The following is a 20630-nucleotide window of genomic DNA, read 5'->3' as shown; positions in this document are numbered from 1 at the left end:
CCTCAAGGAGAAGCGATGCGTGTTCTGATCGTCGAGGACGACCCCATTCTGGCCGACGGCCTCGCCGTCGGGCTGAAGCGCCACGGCGTCAGCGCCGAGGTCGTCGGCAGCTGCGCCGATGGCCGGCATGCGCTCGCGGCAGGCGCCTTCGACGCCATCGTCCTCGACATCATGCTGCCGGACGGCTCGGGGCTCGACCTGCTGGCCAGCCTGCGCCAGGCGGGCGACGAGAGCCCGATCCTGCTCCTGACGGCGCTCGACGAGGCGCGCGACCGGATCGCCGGGCTCGACCGCGGCGCTGACGACTATCTCGGCAAGCCCTTCGACCTCGACGAACTCGCCGCCCGCTTGCGGGCCTTGGTCCGGCGGCGCGATGGCCGGGCGACGGCGACCATCGCAGTGGCGGGCCTTGTCCTGAACCCGGCGAGCCATTCGGTCTCGCGTGACAGCCTTGCCATCGAGGTCACGCGGCGGGAATTCGCGATCCTGCGCGCGCTCGCCGAGCGGCCCGGCGTGCTCCGCTCGCGCAGCGAGCTGGAGGAGCGACTCTATGGCTGGCAGGAGGACGTCGAGAGTAACGCCATCGAGGTCCACATCCACAATCTCCGGCAGAAGATCGGACGCGAGCTGATCGAAACCGTGCGCGGCCTGGGCTATCGATTGAGGATGGCACCATGACCTCGCTGCGCGCGCGCCTGTTCGTGATCCTCGTCGCCACAACCGGCCTGATCTGGCTGGCTGCGACCACCTGGATCTATCTCGGCACGAAGGCCGAGCTCGAACGCGTCCTCGACACGCGCCTGCAGGAGGCGGCGCGCATGGTCTCCTCGCTCGTCCGGAATGCCGACGCATCGGCAGCCTCCGCGATCGCCGCGATGCCGCAGGTTTCCGCGAGCGATTCTGGCGGATACGAGCGCCAGCTCTCCTGCCAGATCTGGTCGCTGGGCGGACGACTCGTCGCAGCCTCGACGGCGGCACCCGCAGAGAGGCTTGCTGGCCATGCCGCCGGCTTCAGCGACAGCGTCATCAACGGCGAGCAGTGGCGCGTCTATGCCATTGAAGACGCGGCCAAGGATGTCCGGGTACTTGTCGGGGACCGACTCGGCCTGCGAGATCGCCTCGTCAACGACCTTGTCCTGGGCCTCGTCGCTCCGGCGCTCCTGATGCTCCCGATTTTCGCCGGGCTGATCTGGATCAGCGTCGGGCGTGGCCTTTCGCCGCTGCGCGGCATCGCCGGCGACCTGCAGCAGCGCGCCGCCGACGACCTCGCGCCGCTTCAGGCCAAGGTCATCGACGAGATCCGGCCCGTGACGGATGCGCTGAACGGCCTCTTCACGCGCCTTGACGCAGCACGCCGGCACGAGCGCGAATTCACTGCCTTCGCTGCACACGAGTTGCGCACCCCGCTCGCCGGCATCCGGACCCAGGCCCAGATCGCCAAGGCTGCCGACACCACCGAGATGCGGACTGCCGCACTGGACCATATCATGCAGGGCGTCGACCGGACGGCGCGCCTGGTCAGCCAGATTCTCGCGCTTGCGAGGTTGGAGTCGGGCGCCGAGCCGAGCCGACGGGAGCAAGTGAACCTTGGACAGTTGCTGCGCGAGATCGATCGCGAAGGACAGCGGCCGGCATCAGTCTCCGTCGAATTCGACGAAGCGATCGATGAGATGACGGTGGAGGGGGACCGCGATAATCTGAAACTGGCCCTGCGCAACCTCCATGAAAACGCATGCTTCCATAGCCCGCCGGGTGGTCGCATCAGGTGGCTCAGGACCGAAGACGCCGCGCTGGCTGTCGATGACGAAGGTCCCGGCGTTCCCGCGGACGAACTGGCCCTCATCAGGCAGCGCTTCTATCGCGGACGTGCGGCACGAAGCGCCGGAAGCGGCCTAGGGCTCGCGATCGTTGAAGTGGCACTTCATAATGCGCTAGCGGAGCTCACGTTAGGCACGCCTCCGAGCGGGCTGGGCTTAAGAGCGGCCGTGACCTTCGCGCGAAGCGCTTGAGCATGAGCTCAGAGACTTGCCAGATGATTCAAGTCCGCTATCATTGTCCTCATCCTATCCCACTCAGTACTCCCACACAGAGCTGGAACTGGAGGCGGAATTTCCCTTGTATTTCAAGGACTACAGGACTGACCGGTAGGTTCGAGTCCTCTCCTGGGCACCACTCTTTTTCCTCAGCAGGACAAAGAGTTACGGTTTTGTAAGGGCTTATTCCGCAGCTGCTTTCACATAGCGGGTGCCGGCATGCCCACGCTGAACCCATCCCTTCGCTACCAGGTCGGGATATCGTCATCTCAGCATCCGTGTTCCGAGCGTGCTGCCCTCAACTGCGGCACGATGTCTGGGTCGCGGGCAGCGCAGCAGTTCTCGTTTTCGGCATGGACAGAATTGTCGCTGTCGATGCGATGAGCCGCCGCGCACCTGCGATGCGTTTCCATCAATTGGGCGAAGACCGTGCAAGCCTTCGGCGAGCTGCTAGATGTCCAGCGTCGTCTCGCGCTCCCACTGGGTCAGGTGGCGGGAATAGGCGTTCCATTCCTCGGTCTTGAGCTTGAGGAAGCCGTCGACCAAGGGCGCTCCCAGCGCGCTGCGGAGCACGGTCGATTTGTCCAGCGCGCGCATTGCGTCGAGCAGGTTCAGCGGCAGCTTCTTCGCGCCACGGACCTTGTGGCCGTCGGTATACATGTTGATGTCCAGCCGCTTGCCCGGATCGCGCTTGTTGCGGATGCCGTCCATGCCGGCGGCGAGCACCGCGGCCGGCAGCAGATAGGGGTTGGCGGCGCCGTCGGCGAGGCGGAACTCGAAGCGCCCGGCATCGGGAATACGGATCATGTGGGTGCGGTTGTTGCCGGTATAGGTCACGGTGTTGGGCGCCCAGGTCGCGCCCGAGATCGTGCGCGGCGCGTTGATGCGCTTGTACGAGTTCACCGTCGGGTTGGTGATGGCGCAGAGCGCATCGGCGCTGTGGATCAGGCCGCCGATGAAATTGTAGCCAAGCGCGGAGAGGCCGAGTTCGCCCTTGGCGTCGGAGAAGGCGTTGGCCTTGCCCTGCCAGAGCGAGACATGCATGTGACAGCCCGAGCCGGTCAGGTCGATGAAGGGCTTTGGCATGAAAGTCGCTCGCAGGCCGTGCTTCTCGGCGATCGAGCGGACCATGAACTTGAAGAAGACGTGGCGGTCGGCGGTCTTGAGCGCATTGTCGTAATTCCAGTTCATCTCGAACTGGCCGTTGGCGTCCTCATGGTCGTTCTGGTAAGCGCCCCAGCCGAGGGCCAGCATGGCGTCGCAGATTTCTCGGATGACCTCGTAGCGACGCATCAGGGCCGACTGGTCGTAGCAGGGCTTTACCGCATTGTCGGCGGCGTCCGAAATTTGCGTTCCGTCCGCCGAGATCAGGAAATACTCGCATTCGACGCCGCTCTTCATCTCGTAGCCATCGGCATTGGCGAGCTGGTTCTTGAGCACCGTGCGCGGCGCCTGCGCCACCGGCTTGCCGTCCATGACGAGGTCGGACGCCAGCCAGCCGATCTCCGGCTTCCACGGCAGCTGGATCAGGCTCTCGGGATCGGGCACGGCGAAGAGATCGGGGTCGGCCGGGCTCATGTCGAGCCAGGTCGCGAAGCCGGCGAAGCCTGCGCCCTCGCGCTGCATCGGGCCGATCGCGCTCGCGGGCACAAGCTTGGCGCGCAACGAGCCGAAGAGATCGACATAGGAAATCAGGAAGTACTTGATGCCGCGTTCGGCGGCGATCTTCGCGAGATCGGTGGTCATGGTCTTCAAATCCCCTTGAAGGCCCGTTCCGGGCTCGTTCACATCGTCAGAAGCGCCCGTCGGAACCCGGAATCCAGTTCGTGCCGGCAAGCGGGACTCGTGCCATCGCGGCGGCCTCGATCGTCAGCGCCACCAGATCCTCGGGCTCCAGGTTGTGGACATGGCTCTTGCCGCAGGCGCGCGCGATGGTCTGGCATTCCAGCGTCAGCACTGCGAGATAATTGGCGAGCCGGCGGCCGGCGGCGACGGGGTCGAGCCGCGCCATCAGTTCGGGATCCTGCGTGGTGATGCCGGCAGGGTCGCGGCCCTCATGCCAGTCGTCATAAGCGCCAGCCGTCGTGCCGAGCTTTTCGTAGTCCGCCTGCCAATGCGGATCGTTGTCGCCGAGCGCGACCAGCGCCGCCGTGCCGATCGAGACCGCGTCAGCCCCCAGCGCCAGCGCCTTGGCGACGTCGGCGCCGTTGCGGATGCCGCCGGAAACGATGAGCTGCACTTTTCGGTGCATGCCGAGTTCCTGGAGCGCATCGACCGCCTGCCGGACGGCGGCCAGCGTCGGGATGCCGACATTCTCGATGAAGACCTCCTGCGTCGCGGCCGTCCCGCCCTGCATGCCGTCGACCACGACGACATCGGCGCCGGATTTCACCGCCAGGGCGGTGTCGTAATAGGGCCGGGCGGCGCCGACCTTGACGTAGATCGGCTTCTCCCAATCGGTGATCTCGCGCAGCTCCTCGATCTTGATCTCGAGATCGTCGGGGCCGGTCCAGTCGGGATGGCGGCAGGCCGAGCGCTGGTCGATGCCGACCGGAAGCGTGCGCATCGCGGCGACGCGCTCCGTGATCTTCTGGCCGAGCAGCATGCCGCCGCCGCCGGGTTTCGCACCCTGGCCGACGACGATCTCGATCGCGTCCGCCGCGCGCAAATCGTCGGGGTTCATGCCGTAGCGCGAGGGCAGGTACTGGTAGACGAGGGTCTGCGAGCTCCTGCGCTCTTCCTGAGTCATGCCGCCGTCGCCGGTCGTCGTCGAGGTGCCCATCGCCGATGCGCCGCGCCCCAGCGCCTCCTTGGCGTTGGCCGAGAGCGAGCCGAAGCTCATGCCGGCAATGGTGATCGGGATTTTCAGCGCGATCGGCTTTTTGGCGAAGCGCGTGCCGAGCAGCACCTCGGTCGAGCATTTTTCGCGATAGCCTTCGAGCGGGTAGCGCGAAATCGAGGCCCCCAGGAAGAGAAGGTCGTCGAAATGCGGGAGCCTGCGCTTCGCGCCGCCGCCGCGGATGTCGTAGATGCCGGTCGCGGCGGCGCGCCGGATCTCCGACAGCGTGTAGTCATCGAAGGTCGCGGAGCCACGCGGAACCGTGCGCGGGGGCTTGCTCGGGTCGCTCATTGTTCTTGACCTTCTCGCGCGCGAAACACGCCGTCATTCCGGGACGGGCCAGAGGCCCGGGCCCGGAACCCAGAACCGATGAGGCGTTCAGGAACGAGCTCCGACCGGGCTGTATTTCCAGCATCCGCAGCGGTTCTGGGTTCCGGGCTCACGCCTTCGGCGTACCCCGGAATGACGGCAGTGGTTCCGAGCACCAACGGCATGGCTCAGTAGCTCGACACGTTGTCGACGTGGAAATGATAGAGCGTGCGGGCCGAGCCGTAGCGCTTGAACTCGCCGACATCGACCGTGCCGGCCAGGCCTGCCGCTTCGAGCTTCGCCGCCAGCAGCGCCCGGTGCTCGTCGCGCATTTCCTTCTCGATGCAATCGGCACCGAGGCTTGCGACCGTGCCGCGCACGAAGAGCCTGGCTTCGTAGAGACTGTCGCCCAGCGCCTCGCCGGCATCGCCGAGCACGACGAGATGGCCGGCCTGCGCCATGAAGGCCGACATGTGGCCGATCGAGCCCTTCACGACGATGTCGACGCCCTTCATCGAGATGCCGCAGCGGGCCGAGGCGTTGCCGTCGATCACGATCATGCCGCCGCACGCCGTGGCGCCGGCCGACTGGCTGGCATCGCCCTTCACATGGATGAAGCCCGACATCATGTTTTCGCCCAGTCCGACGCCGGCATTGCCGTTGACGGTGATGCTGGCCTGCTTGTTCATGCCGCCGCAATAATAGCCGACCGGCCCGTCGATCTCGATCGAGACGGGCGCATCGACGCCGGCCGCGATCGAATGCAGGCCGCGCGGATTGGCGACGCACCAGAGCGTGTCGTTGGTCGGCAGCCCTGTATCGGTAAATTTGCCGCGCAGTTCGTGCAGGGCCCTGTTCAGCTCACGGACCGTGCCGCCGGCAAGGTCGATGGCGTTGTGGCCGCTCATTGCATCCGTCCGGAAGCCGGCCGCGCCCAGAAATAGACCTTGGCCGGCTCCGGCTCCCAGAGCCTGGCCGTGCCGATGCCCGGCAAATCGGCGAGCGCGCGGTATTCCGAGCCGAAGGCGACATAGGCCTCGGTCTCGGCCATGACGGCCGGCTTGCAGGCGATCGGATCGCGCAGCACGCCGAAGCCCGATTCCGTGCCGACGACGAAGGTGTAGAAGCCGTCGAGGTCCGACAGCGAATGCTCCAGCGCCTCGCCAAGCGTATCGCCGCCGCGCATGCGGGCGGTGAGATAGGCGGCCGCTACCTCGCTGTCGTTGTCGGTCGAGAAGGTCAGCCCCTGCCGCTCCAGCCCGCGCCGCAGGCCGCGATGATTCGAAAGCGAGCCGTTATGGACGAGGCACTGGTCGGGGCCGGTCGAGAAGGGGTGGGCGCCGTCGGTGGTCACTGCGCTCTCGGTCGCCATGCGGGTGTGGCCGATGCCGTGGCTGCCTGCCATGCGCTCCAGCCCGAAACGGGTGGCCACAGTGCTTGGCAGCCCGACCTCCTTGTAGAGTTCCATGCGAACGCCGGCGCCGACAACGGTGATCTCGGTTGCGAGCGTGGCAAGCTTCGCGCGGATCGCGCCCTCCTGCCCGGCCGAGATCGTCAGCACGGCATGGGTGTCGCGAGCGACGATCTCGGCATCGAGCTTCGCGCCGAGGCTGGCGAAGTTCGTGCCGGCGGGGCCGCGCAAAGTGAGCTTGATCGTGCCGGGCACGCCTTCGCCATAGACAGCGAACCCGGCCGAGTCTGGCCCGCGGGCGCACATCACGCCGAGCATGCCGGCGAGCAGCGCGCCAAGCTCGGGCTCGAGCTTGGGATCCTTGATGAACAGGCCGACGATGCCGCACATGGCGCTGATCCTGACGAGGAGCCGCCTTGCGGCGTGAGCAATTCCTAGATTGGCGTCATAGCGGCGTCAATAATTTGGAATAAATATTTCTTCACAAGAAAATCATGTTGCCGTCGGCTGCCGGCCGTACATGATGATCGAGAGATAGGTCATCGGCCTGACGACGAGCTCTTCCGGGCCGTGGGTGGCGGCGGAATCGAACAGCAGCGAGTCACCCGGACGCAGATGATAGCTGCGCTCGCCATGGCGGTAGATCACCTCGCCTGTGAGCATGTGGATGAACTCGACGCCGGCATGGCGGAAGCCGGTATAGGGCACGGCCTCTTCGCTCAGGGTGATCAGATAGGGCTCGACCGCGATGTCGCCGCCGAGCGCATGGCCGAGCAGTTCGTAGATATGGCCGACCTTGGTGCCGCGCCGGTCGATGCGCAGGCCCTGTCCGGAAGCGACGTAGGAACAGTCACGCTTCTCCTCGAAACTGGCGAAAAGCGAGCTGATCGGCACATTCAGCGCGCCGGTGATCGCCTGCAGCGTGCTAAGCGAAGGCGAGATCAGCCCGTTCTCGATCTTCGAGAGCATGCCGACGGAGATGCCTGCCGAGCCGGCCAGATCCGACACGGTCAGGTCGAGATCGCGGCGGATTGCGCGGATGCGCTGGCCGAGCGCCTGCTCCAGCGTATGCCCGGCGCTGGGTGCGCCCGAGCCGGTGCGAAGTTCGTCCGGCCGGCTCTCCGGGGCGCCAATGGATGCGTCTTTCGGGGCTCTGGACAAGGCTGCCTCCGCTTGCCGCGTTACGGCAGCGAAGCCGTCGAACGAGCCAGTTAACGCCTTTCAGGTTGCCTATGAAGAAAATAATATCGTCGCGGCGCATTCGCAGAGGCCAAGTGGCCGCGACCGATGCTCAGTAGCGGTCGCCATAGGGATCGAGCCAGTCGCGCAGCCAGTCGCCGAGGAGATTGACGCCAAGGACCGTCAGCATCAGCGCGAGTCCCGGCAGGGTGATGATCCACCAGGCGCTGGCGATATAGGTGCGGCCATCGGCGAGCATCCGCCCCCAGCTCGGAGACGGCGGCTGGATGCCGAGCCCCAGGAAACTCAAGCCCGCCTCCAGCACGATCGTGCGGGCGAGTTCAAGCGTCGCGACGACGAGCGCCGGCGTCAGCACGTTGGGCAGGATGTGCCGGCCCAGAATGCGCAGATGGCCGGCGCCCATCGCGCGCACCGCCTGAACGAATTCGCGTTCGCGCACCGTCAGCACCTGTCCGCGCACGATGCGGGCGTAGCGGACCCAGCTGGTCAGTGCGAGCACGGCGATGAGATTGTGCAGGCTCGGTCCCAGCGCCGCCACGACGAGCAAGGCGAGCAGCATCAGCGGGAAGGCGAGCTGGATGTCGACCAGACGCATCAGGATGCGGTCGGTCCAGCCGCCGAAATAGCCCGCGAGAAGGCCGAGGGACACCCCGACGATGCCCCCCAGCACAACCGCCGAGCCGGCGATCGTCAGGGTGACGCGGCTGCCGGCAACGATGCGGCTGAGGATGTCGCGGCCGAGCTGGTCAGTTCCGAAGGGGTGGCTGCCCAGCCCGGCCAGCGACAGCGTCGGAGCCATCATGCGGGCGCGCAAGTCGCCCCGCGTCGGATCGGGCAGGCCGAGCCAGGGCCCGGCGATCGCGAAGACCAGCAGAACGACGATCAGCATCGCGCCGAGAAGACCGAGCCAGCTTACGCGATGACGGCGAAGGAGAGCGAAAAAGCTCATGACGACTGTCTGATCCGGGGATCGATCACGGTGTAGAGCAGGTCGACCAGCAGATTGACGCAGACGAAGATCGCCGCGACGACGGCGACGCCAGCCTGCACCACGGGAAAATCCTTGGTCTCGATCGCCTGGACGATGAGACGCCCGACGCCGGGCCAGGCGAAGACGGTCTCCGTCACCGCCGCGCCACCGAGCAACTCGCCGCTCAGAATGCCGGTCATCGTCACCACGGGGATCAGGGAATTGCGCCCGACATGCCAGAGGAAGACGCGGCGCGGCGGTAGGCCCTTGGCATAGGCGGTACGGACATAGTCGTCGCGCATCACGTCGAGCATCGAGGAGCGCAGCAGCCGCGCGATGCTGGCCGTGGTGAAACAGGCCAGCGTCACGGCCGGCAGCACCAGATTCTGCCAGCTGCCATAGCCTCCCGTCGGCAGCCAGCCGAGATGGACGGCAACGAGCAGGATCAGCATGATCCCGAGCCAGAAGGACGGCGTCGCCTGGCCGAGCAGCGCAACCAGCAAGACCGCGGCCTCGATCGCCGAGCCGCGATAGATCGCAGCCAGCGCGCCAGCCATGCCGCCAACCAGAATGCCGATGATAAGCGCCGCGCCCGCCAGCGACGCCGTCGCGGGCAGCCGCTCCAGCACGACCGTCAGCGCCGGCCGCCCGAATTGAAAGGACTGGCCGAAATCGCCCTTCAGCGCATTCAGCAGGAAGCTCAGATATTGCTGGGCGAGCGGGAGATCGAGGCCGAGCTGGACGCGCAGTTCGCGCAGCTGCTCCTCCGTCGCGCCGATCGGCAGCAGCAGCACCGCGGGGTCGCCGAGAAGGCGGGAGACCACGAAAACGATGGTCACCACGCCCCAGATCGCGACCAGGCCCTCGCCCAGCCTCGTGGTCAGATGATGCGGCATCGCGCGGCCTCCATGGTCGAGGCGCCGGTCAGAGCTTCAGCCCGTACAGGTTGACGGCCGCCTGCCGCGAAATCCGCTCCTCGCGCAGATCGCGTTCGACAAGGGCGCGGTCGCGCTTCTTGGGATCGCCGAAGCCGCCGCCGCCAGCCGCGACCATGCCGACCCATTCGCCGGCCTGCAGGATGCCGGCGCGCCGCTCCAGCGGCTTTGCGCCCGGCGACAGTTCGACGCGCGCCGTGGAGCCGGGTTCGCCGCCGGCAAGACCGAAGGGCGGTACGATCGAATTGGTGCCGCCGGCCGAGATGCGGGCGGTGTGGTCGAGCATTTTCACGCGCCGCCTCAGGGTCATGCCGCCGCGATATTGCCCGGCGCCGCCGGAATCCTGAACCAGTTCGTAGCACTCGACCATGACCGGATGCTCCGTTTCCAGCGCCTCGATCGGCAGGTTGGCGGTGTTGGTCGTGTTGACCTGGACGCCGTCGAGCCCATCCTTGTCGGCGCGAGCGCCCATGCCGCCGCCATGCATCTCGTTATAGACGTAGAAGCGACCGGTGCGCGGATGCATCCCGCTGGTGGTCAGCAGCGTTCCGCCGGTCGAGGCGGCGGCGATGCGGCCGGGAACGACATCGGCCAGCGCCGCGAAGATCATGTCGACCAGCCGCTGGCCGATGTCGGTGCGGCTGTAGACGGCCGCCGGCGCGACCGAGTTCAGCACCGAGCCCAGCGGGGCGGTGACATGGATCGGCCGGTGGAAGCCGGAATTTGCCGGAAGATCGGGATCGACGATCGCCTTGACCGCGAAATAGACGGTCGCGAGCAGCGCCGTATAGACCATGTTGATCGGCGCGCGGACCTGCGGCGGCGCATCGGGAAAATCGATCGTGATCTCGTCACCGCTGACCTCGATGACGACCTGCAGATCGAGTACGCCATCGATCAGGTTGCTGTCGAAATCATGCCGGAAGCGGTAGGTGCCGTCGGGTATCGTGGCGATGCCGGCCCGTGTGCGCCGCTCGGTGTAGTCGAGCACCTGACTGCCGGCGGCGCGCACCGTATCGCGGCCATATTTGTCGCAAAGCGCCTGATAGCGCTGCACGCCGAGGCGGTTGGCCGCCATCTGGGCGCGGAAATCGTTGATGCGCTCGCGCGGCACCTGACAGTTCAGCAGGATCAGCGCCATCAGATCGTCCTGAAGCACGCCCTCGCGATAGAGCCTGACCGGCGGGATGCGAAGTCCCTCCTGGAAGATATGGGCGTGGCCGCGATCGACGAAATCGGAATGATGCGCGAGGTTCGTCACCCAGGCGACGAGTTCGCCGCCATGGAAGATAGGCTCGAGGAAAACGATGTCGTTGAGATGGGTGCCGCCGCCGGTATACGCGTCATTGCCGACGAAGACGTCGCCCGGCCGTACGCTCGAGAGATCATGGTTCTTGAAGACGTGCTCGGCGATGCCGAGCAGCGAGCCGAGATGGACGGGAATGTGTTCGGCCTGCGCGATCGTGCGCCCCGCCGCGTCGAACAGGGCGGTCGAGCAGTCCTGCCGCTCCTTGATGTTGGTGGAATAGGCGGCGCGGATGATCGCCTTGCCCATCTCCTCGACGATCGTGGTCAGCGCGCTGCCAATGACCTCGACGGTGATCGGATCGAGCTCCGTCCTGACTTTGTCCAGCATGGTCAGCCCTCGAGGATCAGGTTGAGATAGGCATCCACCGTCGCCGTCTGGCCGGGCAGGACGAGCGTCGTCGAATCCATCTGGTCGATGATGGCGGGGCCGATGAGCGTGTGGCCCGGGCCTAGTCTGGCGCGGTCATAGATCGGGCAGAGGGCGAAGCCGTTGGCCTCCGGCAGCCAGACTTCGCGATGGTCGGTGATCGCGATTTCGACGGGATCCGTCGCAGGCGGATAGGACTTGAGATCGGCCTTGGCGACGAGCCCGACGGCCTCGATCCGCAGCGTCGTCACCTGCACCGGTTCCTCGGCGGCGATATAACCGTAGACCTGTTGGTGGATGCGCTCGAACTCCTCGCGCAGCCGGACCAGCGCCGTCGCGTCGATGATGCCGGCCGGGCATGGCACGGTGAGTTCATAGCCCTGCCCGCCATAGCGCATGTCGATCGAGCGGATCAGCGAGCGGCGCTCCTGCGGGATCGCCTCCTGCGCGAACCAGTCGCGACCGCGTTCTTCGAGGCCCGCAAAACCGTTCTCGATGCTGTCGATGCCCTCCGCGCTCAGTGGCAGCAGGCGGGTCAAGGAGAGGTTCGTGCGCAGATCGGTCAGGAGCAGCCCGAGCGCGCACATGATGCCGGGGTATTTCGGCACGACGAGCCTGGGGATATCGAGTTCGCGGGCAAGCCTCGCGGCATGGATCGGTCCTGCCCCGCCGAAGCCCAGCATGACGTAATCGCGCGGATCGTAGCCGCGCTCGACCGAGATGACGCGGATCGCCTTGGCCATATTGGCGATCACCACGCTGATGATGCCCTGCGCGGTCTCCATCACGCCGAGGCCGAGCCTGTCGGCGAGCTTGCCGATCGCAGCCTTGGCGGCCGCCTGGTCGATCGGCATGCGGCCATTGAGCAGATGCGTCGGGTTCAGCACCTGCAGCACCACATTGGCGTCGGTGACGGTCGGCTCCTCGTTGCCGCGCCCATAGCAGACCGGACCCGGGTCGGCCGCGGCAGATCGCGGCCCAACCTTGAGCAGCCCGCCGGGATCGATCGCCGCAATCGAGCCGCCGCCGGCGCCGACGGTGTGAATGTCGAGCATCGGCAGCTTCAGCGGATAGCCGTGGACGACCGCGTCGTTCGACATTTGCGGCCGGCCGCGATCGATCAGCGAGACGTCGGTCGAGGTGCCGCCCATGTCGAAGGTGATGACGTTGGCGAAGCCCGCCGAGCCGCCGACGGCCAGCGCGCCGATGACGCCTGCGGCCGGGCCCGACAACACCGTGCGGGCGGGAAAATTCTGCGCGACCTCCGACGAGATCACGCCGCCATTCGACTGGGTCAGGTGCGGATGGGCGTGGATGCCGATCTCGGCCAGCCTCGGCTGAAGCTTCGAGAGATAGGATTTCATGATCGGGCCGAGATAGGCGTTCACGACCGTGGTCGAGAGCCGCTCATATTCTCGGAACTCGGGCGCTACCTCATGAGAAATCGAGACGAAGGCGCCCGGCATCTCCTCGGCGAGGATCTCCTTGACGCGCTTTTCATGCGCGGGCTCGACGAAGGAAAACAGGAAGCAGACGGCGACGGTGGTGATGCCCTCGGTCTTGAGCCTGCGCGCCGCCGCGCGGACCTCGTCCTCGTCGAGAGGCGTCAGCACGCTGCCGTCGAAGAGCACGCGCTCGCTGACCTCGAGCCGCTTGTCGCGAGCGACGAGGATGCGCGGCTTCTGCGTCTGGATGTCGTAGAGGGAATCGCGCTTCTGGCGGCGCAGTTCGAGGATATCGCGAAAACCTCTGGTCGTGATCAACCCGGTCTCGGCGCCGCGCCCGACGATCAGCGCATTGGTCGCGACCGTCGTGCCGTGGCCGAAATAGACGACCTCGACCTCCCGCCCTGTCGACCTCGCGACTTCGGCCACGCCCTGCTCGACGCCTCCGGCGATGCCCAGCGAGGGGTCTTGCGGCGTGCTCGACACCTTCCAGACATGGATCTCGCCATGCGTCTCGTCGTACATGCAGACATCGGTGAAGGTGCCGCCGGAATCGACGCCGACGCGCAGCTTCAGGGCGGTTTGGTCGTGAACGGTCATGGAATGGTCGCGATCCGGACTGGTCGAATGAAGGCCGCGATGTCCGGGCGGAGGCTGGAGACGCCCGCCGCCCGGATGCTCGGCAGCAGGCTGTCAGCGCGTCTTGATGTCGATCGCGCGCACCCAGTCGTCGCCGCGCGCCTGCCAGGCGATCGCCTTCGACTGGGCGTAGGTGATCGGCGTGAAGAACATGAAGATCGAGGGCGAGTCCTCGCAGAGCTGCTTTGTCAGCTTGCGATAGAGCGCGGTGCGCCTGGTCGCGTCATTGGTCGAGCGCGCCGCCTTGGCGTCGACATTGAAGCTCTCGCTCTCCCAATAGGATTGCGGGTTCTCCCTCTCCCAGAAATTCAGCAGGCCGCCGGCGTCGAGCGTCGGCCAGCCGAGGCCGAAATAGGCTGAGTCACCGAGGTTCTTGCCGACGATGTATTTGTTCATGAAGGAGCCGAACTCCATCTCGCGCAGCTTCACCGTGACGCCGACATCGGCGAGTTGGGAGGCGACGACCTGCGTAATGTCCGACGCCTGGATGTAGCGCCCGGTCGGAACCTCGAGCTCCATGGTCAGGCCACCGGCAAAGCCGGCCTCAGCGAGAAGCTTCTTGGCCTGCGCCGGATCGTAGGGCGCCGGCTTCAGCTCGGGATTGAAGCCGAAATAGGCCGGCGACAGCGGCTGGCAGGCGCTGACCTCGCCAAGGCCGTCGAGCAGGCCGTCATTGATCGCCTTGCGGTCGATGGCTAGGTTAAGCGCGCGCCAGAGCTTGGGATTGTCCTTGAACGGTGCGCGGACCGCATTGAGCTTGATGAACATGCCGCGCGTGCCGGGCACCGATGCCGCGTCCGCCTTGCCGCTCGCCTTGATCTGCGCGATCTCGGAGGTCGGAAAGCCGGTGATCAGGTCGACGTCGCCCGCAACCAGCGCAGCGATGCGGGACGAGTCCTCCGGGATGATGCGGAAGGTCACCTTGTCGAAGGCAGGCTTCTCGCCCCAGTAGTCCTTGCGCGCCTTGAGTTCGATCCGGTCCCCGCTGGCGAAGCGGACGAGTTCATAGGGACCGCTCCCAAGCGAGGTGACCGAGGCGTTGTTCTCCGACGTCCATTTCGGCGGCATCAGCAGAAACATCGACATCTGCTCGGGCATGTCGGGATAGGCGCTTTTGGTGACGAACTCGACCATGCCGGGCGAGATCACCTTCACTTCGCTGATCGCCGCGAACCACGGCTTGTTGCGCGCGCCGGTCTTGGGATCGAGCACGCGCTCGACGTTCCATTTCACCGCCTCGGCATCGAGCTTCTCACCGTTCGAGAAGGTCACGCCCTCGCGCAGGGTGAAACGCCAGGCCGTATCGCCGATCGCCTCCCATCTGGTCGCGAGACCCGGACGCAGCTTCATGTCGGGGCCGCGATCGACCAGGGGGGTGTAGATATGCGCGGCGACGCTGAGATCGGTGCCCACCGTCGTCGACTTGAACGGGTCGAGCGTGTTGACGTTGCTAGAGAGCGCGATCGTCAGGTCGCGCGCCGCAGCCGGGCCGGCGAGCGCGGCGAGACCAAGGCTCAGCGCCAGGACGGCCGGTCGACATGCGGGACGCGAAGTGCTGGACATTGACGATCCCCTCGTGTTTGATATTGGCGCCAATCCTGAGTTTATGATTGGCATCTGTCAATAGCCGTTTCATTTGCACCCAGGCCCAATCTTTCGGCAGATGGCGCGGGCACGCGCACAGGTTGCCAGGCAAGGGCCATCCGAAGCAGAAGAGTGATGGACACACACGGCTTGCATCGGCTCGGGAATGCACGACAAATGGTTCTGGTAACGCAGCAGAACGGCGCTGACGGCCACGACAAGCCCAGTGCTGGCGGCAGCGCTGCACGCGCCCGCGAGCTGGCGAAGCTGATCGAAAAGGATATCAGCACCGGGCGGCTGAGCGCCGGGTCATGGCTCAAGCAGGTCGATCTGGAAGCGCAATACGGGGCTTCTCGCCTCGATATCCGGCAGGCGCTCGATCGGCTCGAGGAGAAAGGCTTCGTCAAGCTGGAGGCCAATCGCGGCTATCGTGTCGAAACTTTCGATAGAGAGCGCTTCCGGAATGTCGTGACGATCCGCGCTATCCTCGAAGTCGCCGCCGCCGAGGAGGTGCTGAAGCATATCGACGCCGACGGGCTCGCCCGGCTGGAGCAAAATGCCGGCGCCTTCGCCGAGGCTGTCGCATCGGGCACGGTCGTCGCGCAGGAGGAAACCAACAGCGCATTCCACGCTGTCATGCTCGAATACTGCCCCAACCGGGATCTTGTGGCGATGATCTTCGATCTGCGCAGCCGCGTCCCGGTCACGCTGACGCGCGAGAAGAATACGGCGACCCTGCTCGCCCGCACCGCGCGCGAGCATTACGAGATCGTCGAGCGCCTGCGCGAGCGCGACAAGCCAGGCCTGCTCGCGATCCTGCACAAGCACGTCATGGGCGGTATCGAGATCGTCTGAAACCGTCGAAGGATCAATAATGCGCGTCGCCATCATCGGCTCGGGCGGAATCGGACGCGGCTATGCCGCCTATCTGACGACGCAGGGCCACGAGCCGATCCTGTGGTCGCCAAGCGGCGCAGCGCTCGCCGATTTCGCCGGCGACGCTCCGCTCACAGTGACCGGCAAGATCGAGGGGGCATTCCCGATCGAGATCGCGCGCGATTGCCAGCGGGCGCTGGATGGCGCTGAAGCGATCGTCGTCGCCGTGCAGGCCAATGGCTTCAAGACCGTGCTCGACGCGCTGGCGCCGCATCTGCGCGCTGGGCAGAACGTGATCATCAGCGCGCATTGCTCCTTCGCCGCGCTCTATCTCCACCGGCTTTTGACGGCGCGCGGCATGGACCTCCCGATCGCGGCCTGGGCGACGACGGCGCTGACCGCGCGCAAGAGCGGCCCGCAAAGCGTCCATATCTCCGGCATCAGGGCGAGACTCGATGTCGCGACGTTGCCGGTCCGGCATGCGCAGCAGGGGCTGTCGCTATGCCAAGCCCTGTTCGGCGATCGTTTCGAGGCGCGCGACGATGTGCTGGCCATCATGCTCAGCAATCTCAACCCGCCAGCCCATATGGCGAACATGCTCGGCAATCTGACGCGCGCCGAGAAGGGCGAGGACTGGCCGAACTACGGCTCGATCACGACGGGTGTCGGCCGGATCATCGATGCGATGGACACCGAGCGGCTGGCGCTGGCTCAGGCTTTCGGCCTCCGCGTCCGCAGCATTCAGGAGCACTATGTCCACTCGTTCGGTGTCGAGCCGGGGCCCGTCGGCGAAATGTCGGCCGCGGTCTACGGGAAGCGCCCCGAGCTGCTCGGACCCAAGACGCTCGACACCCGCTTCATCACCGAGGACGTGCCCTTCGGGCTCGCCCCGCTGGAGTCTCTGGGTGCGGTTGCCGGCGTCGCCCTGCCGCTGCATCAGGCTGGCATCGCCCTGTTCGACGCGATCTGCGCACGCGACTTCCGCGCCGAGAACGATCTGCTGCCGGCGCTCGACCTTGCAGGACTCGACGCCGCCGAACTGCACCGCCAGCTTCGCGACGGCTGAACCCCGTCAGTCGGTGACCGGTTCGCCGAGCGTGTGCATCAGCCGGTTTGCCCAGCCGAAGATCGAGGCCGACAGGATCAGGTCGAGGATCTCGACCTCGGAGAGGCCGAGCGCGCGCAGCTGCGCCATCTCGGCTGCGCCTGCCGCCGGGGGAGACTGCGAGAGCTTCACGGCGAAGTCGAAGATGGCCTGGTGGTTGTCCTCGAGCTCGGCATCGACGCCGCCAGCGAAGATCGTCTCCATCACGTCGGTGCGCTTGGTGAGCTGGTTGAAGCGCGATGCATGCACCGCGACGCAATAGACGCAGGAATTGACGATCGAGGCCGCGACCGCGCCGAGTTCTCGTTCGGCAGAGGAGAGGCCGCCCTTGCCGTACATGATCGCGTTGAACAGCGGCGAGCGCACCTTGAGCGATTCCGGATCATGCGCCAGCGTCAGCACATAGGTCGAGATGCCCTTGCTCGACGGTGTGATCTGCATCGCGTCGCGCTGCTCGGGCGTCGCCTTGTCAAGTTCGACCGGCGTCACAAAGGGCGCCCAGCGCGGAACAACGGCCGTGAATTCGTGGACAGTCCTGCTCATGCCGCGGTTCCCAAAAGACGCAGGCCCGCGATTACACGGACCTGATAGTTGACGAAGGCGGCGAGCTCGGCGAGCCGCACGATATCGGCCTCGGCCACACCCACGGCGACAAGTGCGGCGATATCGCCCTTCGTCGCGTTGCGGGTCTCGCGCGTCAGCAGGTCGGCGTGGCGGATGATCGCGGCCAGACGCGGCTCGACCGACGGGCCAGAGCCGGGCTTGCCGGCTGCAATCGCGCTCAGGACCGGGGTTTCGCCGGCCTGAAGCAGCAACTCCCGATAGTGGGCGACCAACGCAGGATCGTCGTTCCAGCCGGCCATCCGCGCCGTGAGCGCCGCGCGCTCGGCATGACTCAACCCGCCGGGGTCGCGCGGCAGCAGGACCGCATCGTGGCTCGCCTGGCTCAGTCCCATGATCTCGGCCCGCTGCGCCAGCGCCTCGGCCAGCGACGTACCGGCCCTGACGCCGGCCAGGTTTTCAATCAGCATCATCGCGTCCCTCTTTTGCAGGCTCCGTCGCCGCCCGACACAGGCCTGTGATAATCATGCTTGACCTGCATGATGATGTCCATATCATTCGCATTAAGAATGATGGATCAAATGGACCTGAAGCAACTCGAAGCCTTCGCTGCGGTGATGTCCGCAGGCAGCATTACCGGCGCGGCGCGGCTGCTTGGCCGCTCGCAGCCGGCCTTGACGCGCCTGATCCAGGATCTCGAGGCCTCGCTCGGCTTCAGCCTGCTCCATCGCAGCGGCCCACGCGTCACCACGACCGAGCAGGGCCTGCGCTTCTATCAGGAGGTCGAGCCGGTGATGGCCTGGCTGCGGCAGTTGCGCGAACGGGCCGACGCGATCGCGCTCGATCGGCCGCGCTCGCTGTCGGTGGCCACCATCGCCTCCTTCTCCGTCGGAATGCTGCCGTCCGCGCTTCAACGCCTCGGCGCGGCCAGCCTGCCCGAGCAGATCCATATCCGCACCGCCATCGCCGAACAGGTCGTGCAGGCGGTGGCGACGCAGGTCTCCGAGATCGGCATCACCAGTCTTCCCGTCGATCATCCGGCGCTGGAGATCCACTGGATCGGCGAGGCTCCGTGCGTCGCCGCGGTCGCCGCCGACGATGATCTCGCCCGCGAAGACCTCATCCCGCTTTCGGCACTGGCCGACAGACGCCTGATCACGATGGCCAATCCCTTCCGCTGGCGGCGGCGGGTCGATCTCGCGCTGCGCGAACGGGGCATCACGCCGGCCGCGATCCTCGACACCAACACCTCCAACACCGCGATCATGTCGGCCCGCGCCGGCCTCGGCATCGCCATCGTCGAGCCGATCATCGCTTATGGGATGCCGGTGGAGGGGGTGGTGATCCGGCCGATCGACGTGCCGATCTCGTTCTTCTGGGCCGTTCTGACGCCTTATGGACGCCCGTTGACCGCGCTCGTCTCCGGCCTGATCGAGCGGCTCGCGGAGATTTCACTCGAAACCATTCCCGGTTTCGTCAAGCACCCTGCGACGGCGCATGACCGGCTGATGGCGGATGCCTTCGGCGCGAGCGCTGGCGCCCGGCATGCGACATGACCTGATGAACACGGCTTCCCAACAGGCGCAGGGGCTGCGTCAGCTCGAACTCAGGCTTCGGCAGGATCTCTCCTGGCTCGAATGGCCGGCCAAGAGCTGGGTGCCGCCGCGCGACGTCGTGGGCGAGCCCGTCACCGACGTCGTCGTGGTCGGCGCCGGCATGTGCGGGCTGGCGACGGCGGGCGCGCTCAAGGGGCTGGGCATCGCCAGCCTGATCGTGCTGGACAGGGCCACGGCCGGGCGCGAAGGCCCCTGGGTGACCTTCGCGCGCATGGAGACCCTGCGTTCGCCCAAGCAACTCACCGGTCCGGCCCTCGGCCTGCCGGCCCTGACCTTCCGGGCCTGGTACGAGGCGCAGTTCGGCCACGAGGCCTGGGAGGCGCTCGGCAAGATCCCGCGCCGGCAATGGATGGAATATCTCGTCTGGTACCGCGAGATGCTCGACTTGCCGGTGCGCAACGGAGTGGAGCTGATTTCCGTCACGCCCGGTCCCGAAGACCTGCTGACCTTGCGAATCCGCGAAGCCACGGGCGAGCGCACGCTCCATGCCCGCCATCTGGTGCTGGCGACGGGCCGCGACGGGCTCGGCGGCGCGTGGGTTCCGCCGATCGTGTCCGGCATCGACAAAGGCCTCTGGGCTCACAGCGCCGACGCGATCGATTTCGACAGGCTCAGGGGCAAGCGCGTCGGTGTCGTCGGCGCCGGCGCATCGGCGATGGACAACGCCGCGGAGGCGCTGGAGCACGGCGTCGCCAGCCTCGACCTGTTCGTGCGTCGCAAGGACCTGCCGCGCATCAACAAATTCACCGGCATCGGCAGCCAGGGCGTCGTGCATGGCTTCGCCGGGCTGCCGGACGACTGGAAATGGCGCTTCCTCGATTACGCCATGAAGGCGCAGACCCCGCCGCCGCGCGACTCGACGCTGCGGGTATCCCGGCATCCGCAATCGCGCTTCCATCTCGGCAGCCCGATCGAGAGCCTGGCCGAGCGCGACGGCCACCTCGTGCTGACCACCGCCAAGGGCTCCTACCCGCTCGATTTCCTGATCATGGCGACCGGCTTCTCGGTCGACCCCGGCTTGCGGCCGGAACTCAACGCCGTCGCGCCGTTCATCCGCTTCTGGAAGGATCGCTACGCGCCGCCTGAAGGGATTGACAATCCCGAGTTGGCGCATGCGCCCGATCTCGGAGCGAGCTTCGAGTTCCTCGAGCGCGAGCCCGGCACCTGCCCGGCGCTCGCCTCGATCCATTGCTTCAACTATCCCGCGATGCTTTCGCACGGGAAGCTCTCCGGAGACATCCCGGCCGTCAGCGACGGCGCGCAGCGGCTGGCGCGGGGCATCGCGCGCGCCCTCTTCGTCGCCGATCGCGAGACGCACTACGAGGCGCTCGTCGCCTTCGAAACGCCCGAACTCCTCGGCGATGAATGGGCCGACGCCGACGCCGCGCCGTCAGAACCGCTTGGCCACTTTGTCCCCTGACTTCCGGACTGG

The 20630-nt window shown here is 66.3% G+C and carries 18 protein-coding genes; 6 read left to right on the top strand and 12 right to left on the bottom strand.

Annotated features, from left to right (window positions below):
• Nucleotides 1-15 precede the first annotated feature (15 nt).
• Entirely contained in the window at nucleotides 16-678 is a 663-nt protein-coding gene (locus AC1DZY_RS11440) for a response regulator (RefSeq protein ID WP_476820238.1), read from the top strand.
• On the top strand, nucleotides 675-2009 hold the full coding sequence (locus AC1DZY_RS11435; protein WP_476820237.1) for a histidine kinase dimerization/phospho-acceptor domain-containing protein: 1335 nt from the start codon (nucleotides 675-677) through the stop codon (nucleotides 2007-2009). Before AC1DZY_RS11440 ends, AC1DZY_RS11435 begins: the two co-directional genes overlap by 4 nt.
• Before the next feature lie 474 nt (nucleotides 2010-2483).
• Here AC1DZY_RS11435 and glnT read toward each other — a convergent pair whose 3' ends face one another.
• From glnT to AC1DZY_RS11385, 10 genes are all read right to left on the bottom strand, one after another.
• Nucleotides 2484-3779, bottom strand: a complete 1296-nt coding sequence (gene glnT, locus AC1DZY_RS11430; RefSeq protein WP_476820236.1) for a type III glutamate--ammonia ligase — start codon at nucleotides 3777-3779, stop codon at nucleotides 2484-2486.
• 46 nt (nucleotides 3780-3825) lie between these two features.
• Complete coding sequence (locus tag AC1DZY_RS11425) at nucleotides 3826-5163, bottom strand: FMN-binding glutamate synthase family protein (RefSeq protein WP_476820235.1); 1338 nt, start codon at nucleotides 5161-5163, stop codon at nucleotides 3826-3828.
• Between the two features lie 206 nt (nucleotides 5164-5369).
• Entirely contained in the window at nucleotides 5370-6089 is a 720-nt protein-coding gene (locus AC1DZY_RS11420; protein WP_476820234.1) for a protein glxC, read from the bottom strand.
• A complete protein-coding gene (locus tag AC1DZY_RS11415; protein ID WP_476820233.1) occupies nucleotides 6086-6982 on the bottom strand; it encodes a class II glutamine amidotransferase in 897 nt (298 codons plus the stop codon). The genes AC1DZY_RS11420 and AC1DZY_RS11415 overlap by 4 nt, the downstream gene beginning before the upstream one ends.
• Nucleotides 6983-7084: 102 nt before the next feature.
• Complete coding sequence (locus tag AC1DZY_RS11410; protein ID WP_476820232.1) at nucleotides 7085-7753, bottom strand: helix-turn-helix domain-containing protein; 669 nt, start codon at nucleotides 7751-7753, stop codon at nucleotides 7085-7087.
• 130 nt (nucleotides 7754-7883) lie between these two features.
• The gene (locus AC1DZY_RS11405; RefSeq protein WP_476820231.1) at nucleotides 7884-8741 is read right to left on the bottom strand and encodes an ABC transporter permease; all 858 of its coding nucleotides are present in this window, start codon (nucleotides 8739-8741) and stop codon (nucleotides 7884-7886) included.
• Nucleotides 8738-9658, bottom strand: coding sequence for an ABC transporter permease (locus AC1DZY_RS11400; RefSeq protein ID WP_476820230.1), 921 nt, complete (start codon nucleotides 9656-9658; stop codon nucleotides 8738-8740). Before AC1DZY_RS11400 ends, AC1DZY_RS11405 begins: the two co-directional genes overlap by 4 nt.
• Before the next feature lie 28 nt (nucleotides 9659-9686).
• Nucleotides 9687-11333, bottom strand: coding sequence for a hydantoinase B/oxoprolinase family protein (locus tag AC1DZY_RS11395; protein ID WP_476820229.1), 1647 nt, complete (start codon nucleotides 11331-11333; stop codon nucleotides 9687-9689).
• 2 nt (nucleotides 11334-11335) lie between these two features.
• A complete protein-coding gene (locus AC1DZY_RS11390) occupies nucleotides 11336-13417 on the bottom strand; it encodes a hydantoinase/oxoprolinase family protein (RefSeq protein WP_476820228.1) in 2082 nt (693 codons plus the stop codon).
• Between the two features lie 93 nt (nucleotides 13418-13510).
• Complete coding sequence (locus tag AC1DZY_RS11385; protein ID WP_476820227.1) at nucleotides 13511-15019, bottom strand: ABC transporter substrate-binding protein; 1509 nt, start codon at nucleotides 15017-15019, stop codon at nucleotides 13511-13513.
• 198 nt (nucleotides 15020-15217) lie between these two features.
• Between AC1DZY_RS11385 and AC1DZY_RS11380 the strand changes: the two genes are divergently transcribed.
• Both AC1DZY_RS11380 and AC1DZY_RS11375 read left to right on the top strand, forming a co-directional pair.
• Nucleotides 15218-15895 carry a GntR family transcriptional regulator gene (locus AC1DZY_RS11380; RefSeq protein WP_476820226.1) on the top strand — a complete coding sequence of 226 codons (678 nt, stop codon included), beginning with the start codon at nucleotides 15218-15220 and terminating at the stop codon, nucleotides 15893-15895.
• Nucleotides 15896-15914: 19 nt separating this feature from the next.
• Nucleotides 15915-16982: an NAD/NADP octopine/nopaline dehydrogenase family protein gene (locus AC1DZY_RS11375; protein WP_476820225.1), complete on the top strand. Its 1068-nt coding sequence runs from the start codon at nucleotides 15915-15917 to the stop codon at nucleotides 16980-16982.
• 6 nt (nucleotides 16983-16988) lie between these two features.
• Here the strand turns inward: AC1DZY_RS11375 and AC1DZY_RS11370 are convergent, their stop codons facing one another.
• Both AC1DZY_RS11370 and AC1DZY_RS11365 read right to left on the bottom strand, forming a co-directional pair.
• Nucleotides 16989-17564 (bottom strand): peroxidase-related enzyme, encoded by a 576-nt coding sequence (locus AC1DZY_RS11370; RefSeq protein ID WP_476820224.1) that lies wholly within the window; start codon nucleotides 17562-17564, stop codon nucleotides 16989-16991.
• Nucleotides 17561-18055 (bottom strand): CMD domain-containing protein, encoded by a 495-nt coding sequence (locus tag AC1DZY_RS11365; RefSeq protein ID WP_476820223.1) that lies wholly within the window; start codon nucleotides 18053-18055, stop codon nucleotides 17561-17563. Before AC1DZY_RS11365 ends, AC1DZY_RS11370 begins: the two co-directional genes overlap by 4 nt.
• A gap of 108 nt (nucleotides 18056-18163) precedes the next feature.
• On the opposite strand from AC1DZY_RS11365, the gene AC1DZY_RS11360 reads away from it, so the two are divergent.
• Together AC1DZY_RS11360 and AC1DZY_RS11355 are read left to right on the top strand one after the other, a co-directional pair.
• The gene (locus AC1DZY_RS11360) at nucleotides 18164-19138 is read left to right on the top strand and encodes a LysR family transcriptional regulator (RefSeq protein WP_476820222.1); all 975 of its coding nucleotides are present in this window, start codon (nucleotides 18164-18166) and stop codon (nucleotides 19136-19138) included.
• Between the two features lie 4 nt (nucleotides 19139-19142).
• Nucleotides 19143-20618, top strand: a complete 1476-nt coding sequence (locus tag AC1DZY_RS11355; protein WP_476820221.1) for an NAD(P)-binding domain-containing protein — start codon at nucleotides 19143-19145, stop codon at nucleotides 20616-20618.
• Nucleotides 20619-20630 lie beyond the last annotated feature (12 nt).

The organism is Allobosea sp. P2_A10 (assembly GCF_056405115.1).
The sequence above is the reverse complement of the archived record's forward strand: the minus strand, read 5'-3'. Positions and strand labels throughout refer to the sequence as shown.

Coding starts and splice junctions, on each gene's coding strand:
- AC1DZY_RS11440 (WP_476820238.1), top strand. CDS start 16: ATGCGTGTTCTGATCGTCGAGGACGACCCCATTCTGGCCGACGGCCTC.
- AC1DZY_RS11435 (WP_476820237.1), top strand. CDS start 675: ATGACCTCGCTGCGCGCGCGCCTGTTCGTGATCCTCGTCGCCACAACC.
- glnT (WP_476820236.1), bottom strand. CDS start 3,779: ATGACCACCGATCTCGCGAAGATCGCCGCCGAACGCGGCATCAAGTAC.
- AC1DZY_RS11425 (WP_476820235.1), bottom strand. CDS start 5,163: ATGAGCGACCCGAGCAAGCCCCCGCGCACGGTTCCGCGTGGCTCCGCG.
- AC1DZY_RS11420 (WP_476820234.1), bottom strand. CDS start 6,089: ATGAGCGGCCACAACGCCATCGACCTTGCCGGCGGCACGGTCCGTGAG.
- AC1DZY_RS11415 (WP_476820233.1), bottom strand. CDS start 6,982: ATGTGCGGCATCGTCGGCCTGTTCATCAAGGATCCCAAGCTCGAGCCC.
- AC1DZY_RS11405 (WP_476820231.1), bottom strand. CDS start 8,741: ATGAGCTTTTTCGCTCTCCTTCGCCGTCATCGCGTAAGCTGGCTCGGT.
- AC1DZY_RS11400 (WP_476820230.1), bottom strand. CDS start 9,658: ATGCCGCATCATCTGACCACGAGGCTGGGCGAGGGCCTGGTCGCGATC.
- AC1DZY_RS11395 (WP_476820229.1), bottom strand. CDS start 11,333: ATGCTGGACAAAGTCAGGACGGAGCTCGATCCGATCACCGTCGAGGTC.
- AC1DZY_RS11390 (WP_476820228.1), bottom strand. CDS start 13,417: ATGACCGTTCACGACCAAACCGCCCTGAAGCTGCGCGTCGGCGTCGAT.
- AC1DZY_RS11385 (WP_476820227.1), bottom strand. CDS start 15,019: ATGTCCAGCACTTCGCGTCCCGCATGTCGACCGGCCGTCCTGGCGCTG.
- AC1DZY_RS11380 (WP_476820226.1), top strand. CDS start 15,218: ATGGTTCTGGTAACGCAGCAGAACGGCGCTGACGGCCACGACAAGCCC.
- AC1DZY_RS11375 (WP_476820225.1), top strand. CDS start 15,915: ATGCGCGTCGCCATCATCGGCTCGGGCGGAATCGGACGCGGCTATGCC.
- AC1DZY_RS11370 (WP_476820224.1), bottom strand. CDS start 17,564: ATGAGCAGGACTGTCCACGAATTCACGGCCGTTGTTCCGCGCTGGGCG.
- AC1DZY_RS11365 (WP_476820223.1), bottom strand. CDS start 18,055: ATGATGCTGATTGAAAACCTGGCCGGCGTCAGGGCCGGTACGTCGCTG.
- AC1DZY_RS11360 (WP_476820222.1), top strand. CDS start 18,164: ATGGACCTGAAGCAACTCGAAGCCTTCGCTGCGGTGATGTCCGCAGGC.
- AC1DZY_RS11355 (WP_476820221.1), top strand. CDS start 19,143: ATGAACACGGCTTCCCAACAGGCGCAGGGGCTGCGTCAGCTCGAACTC.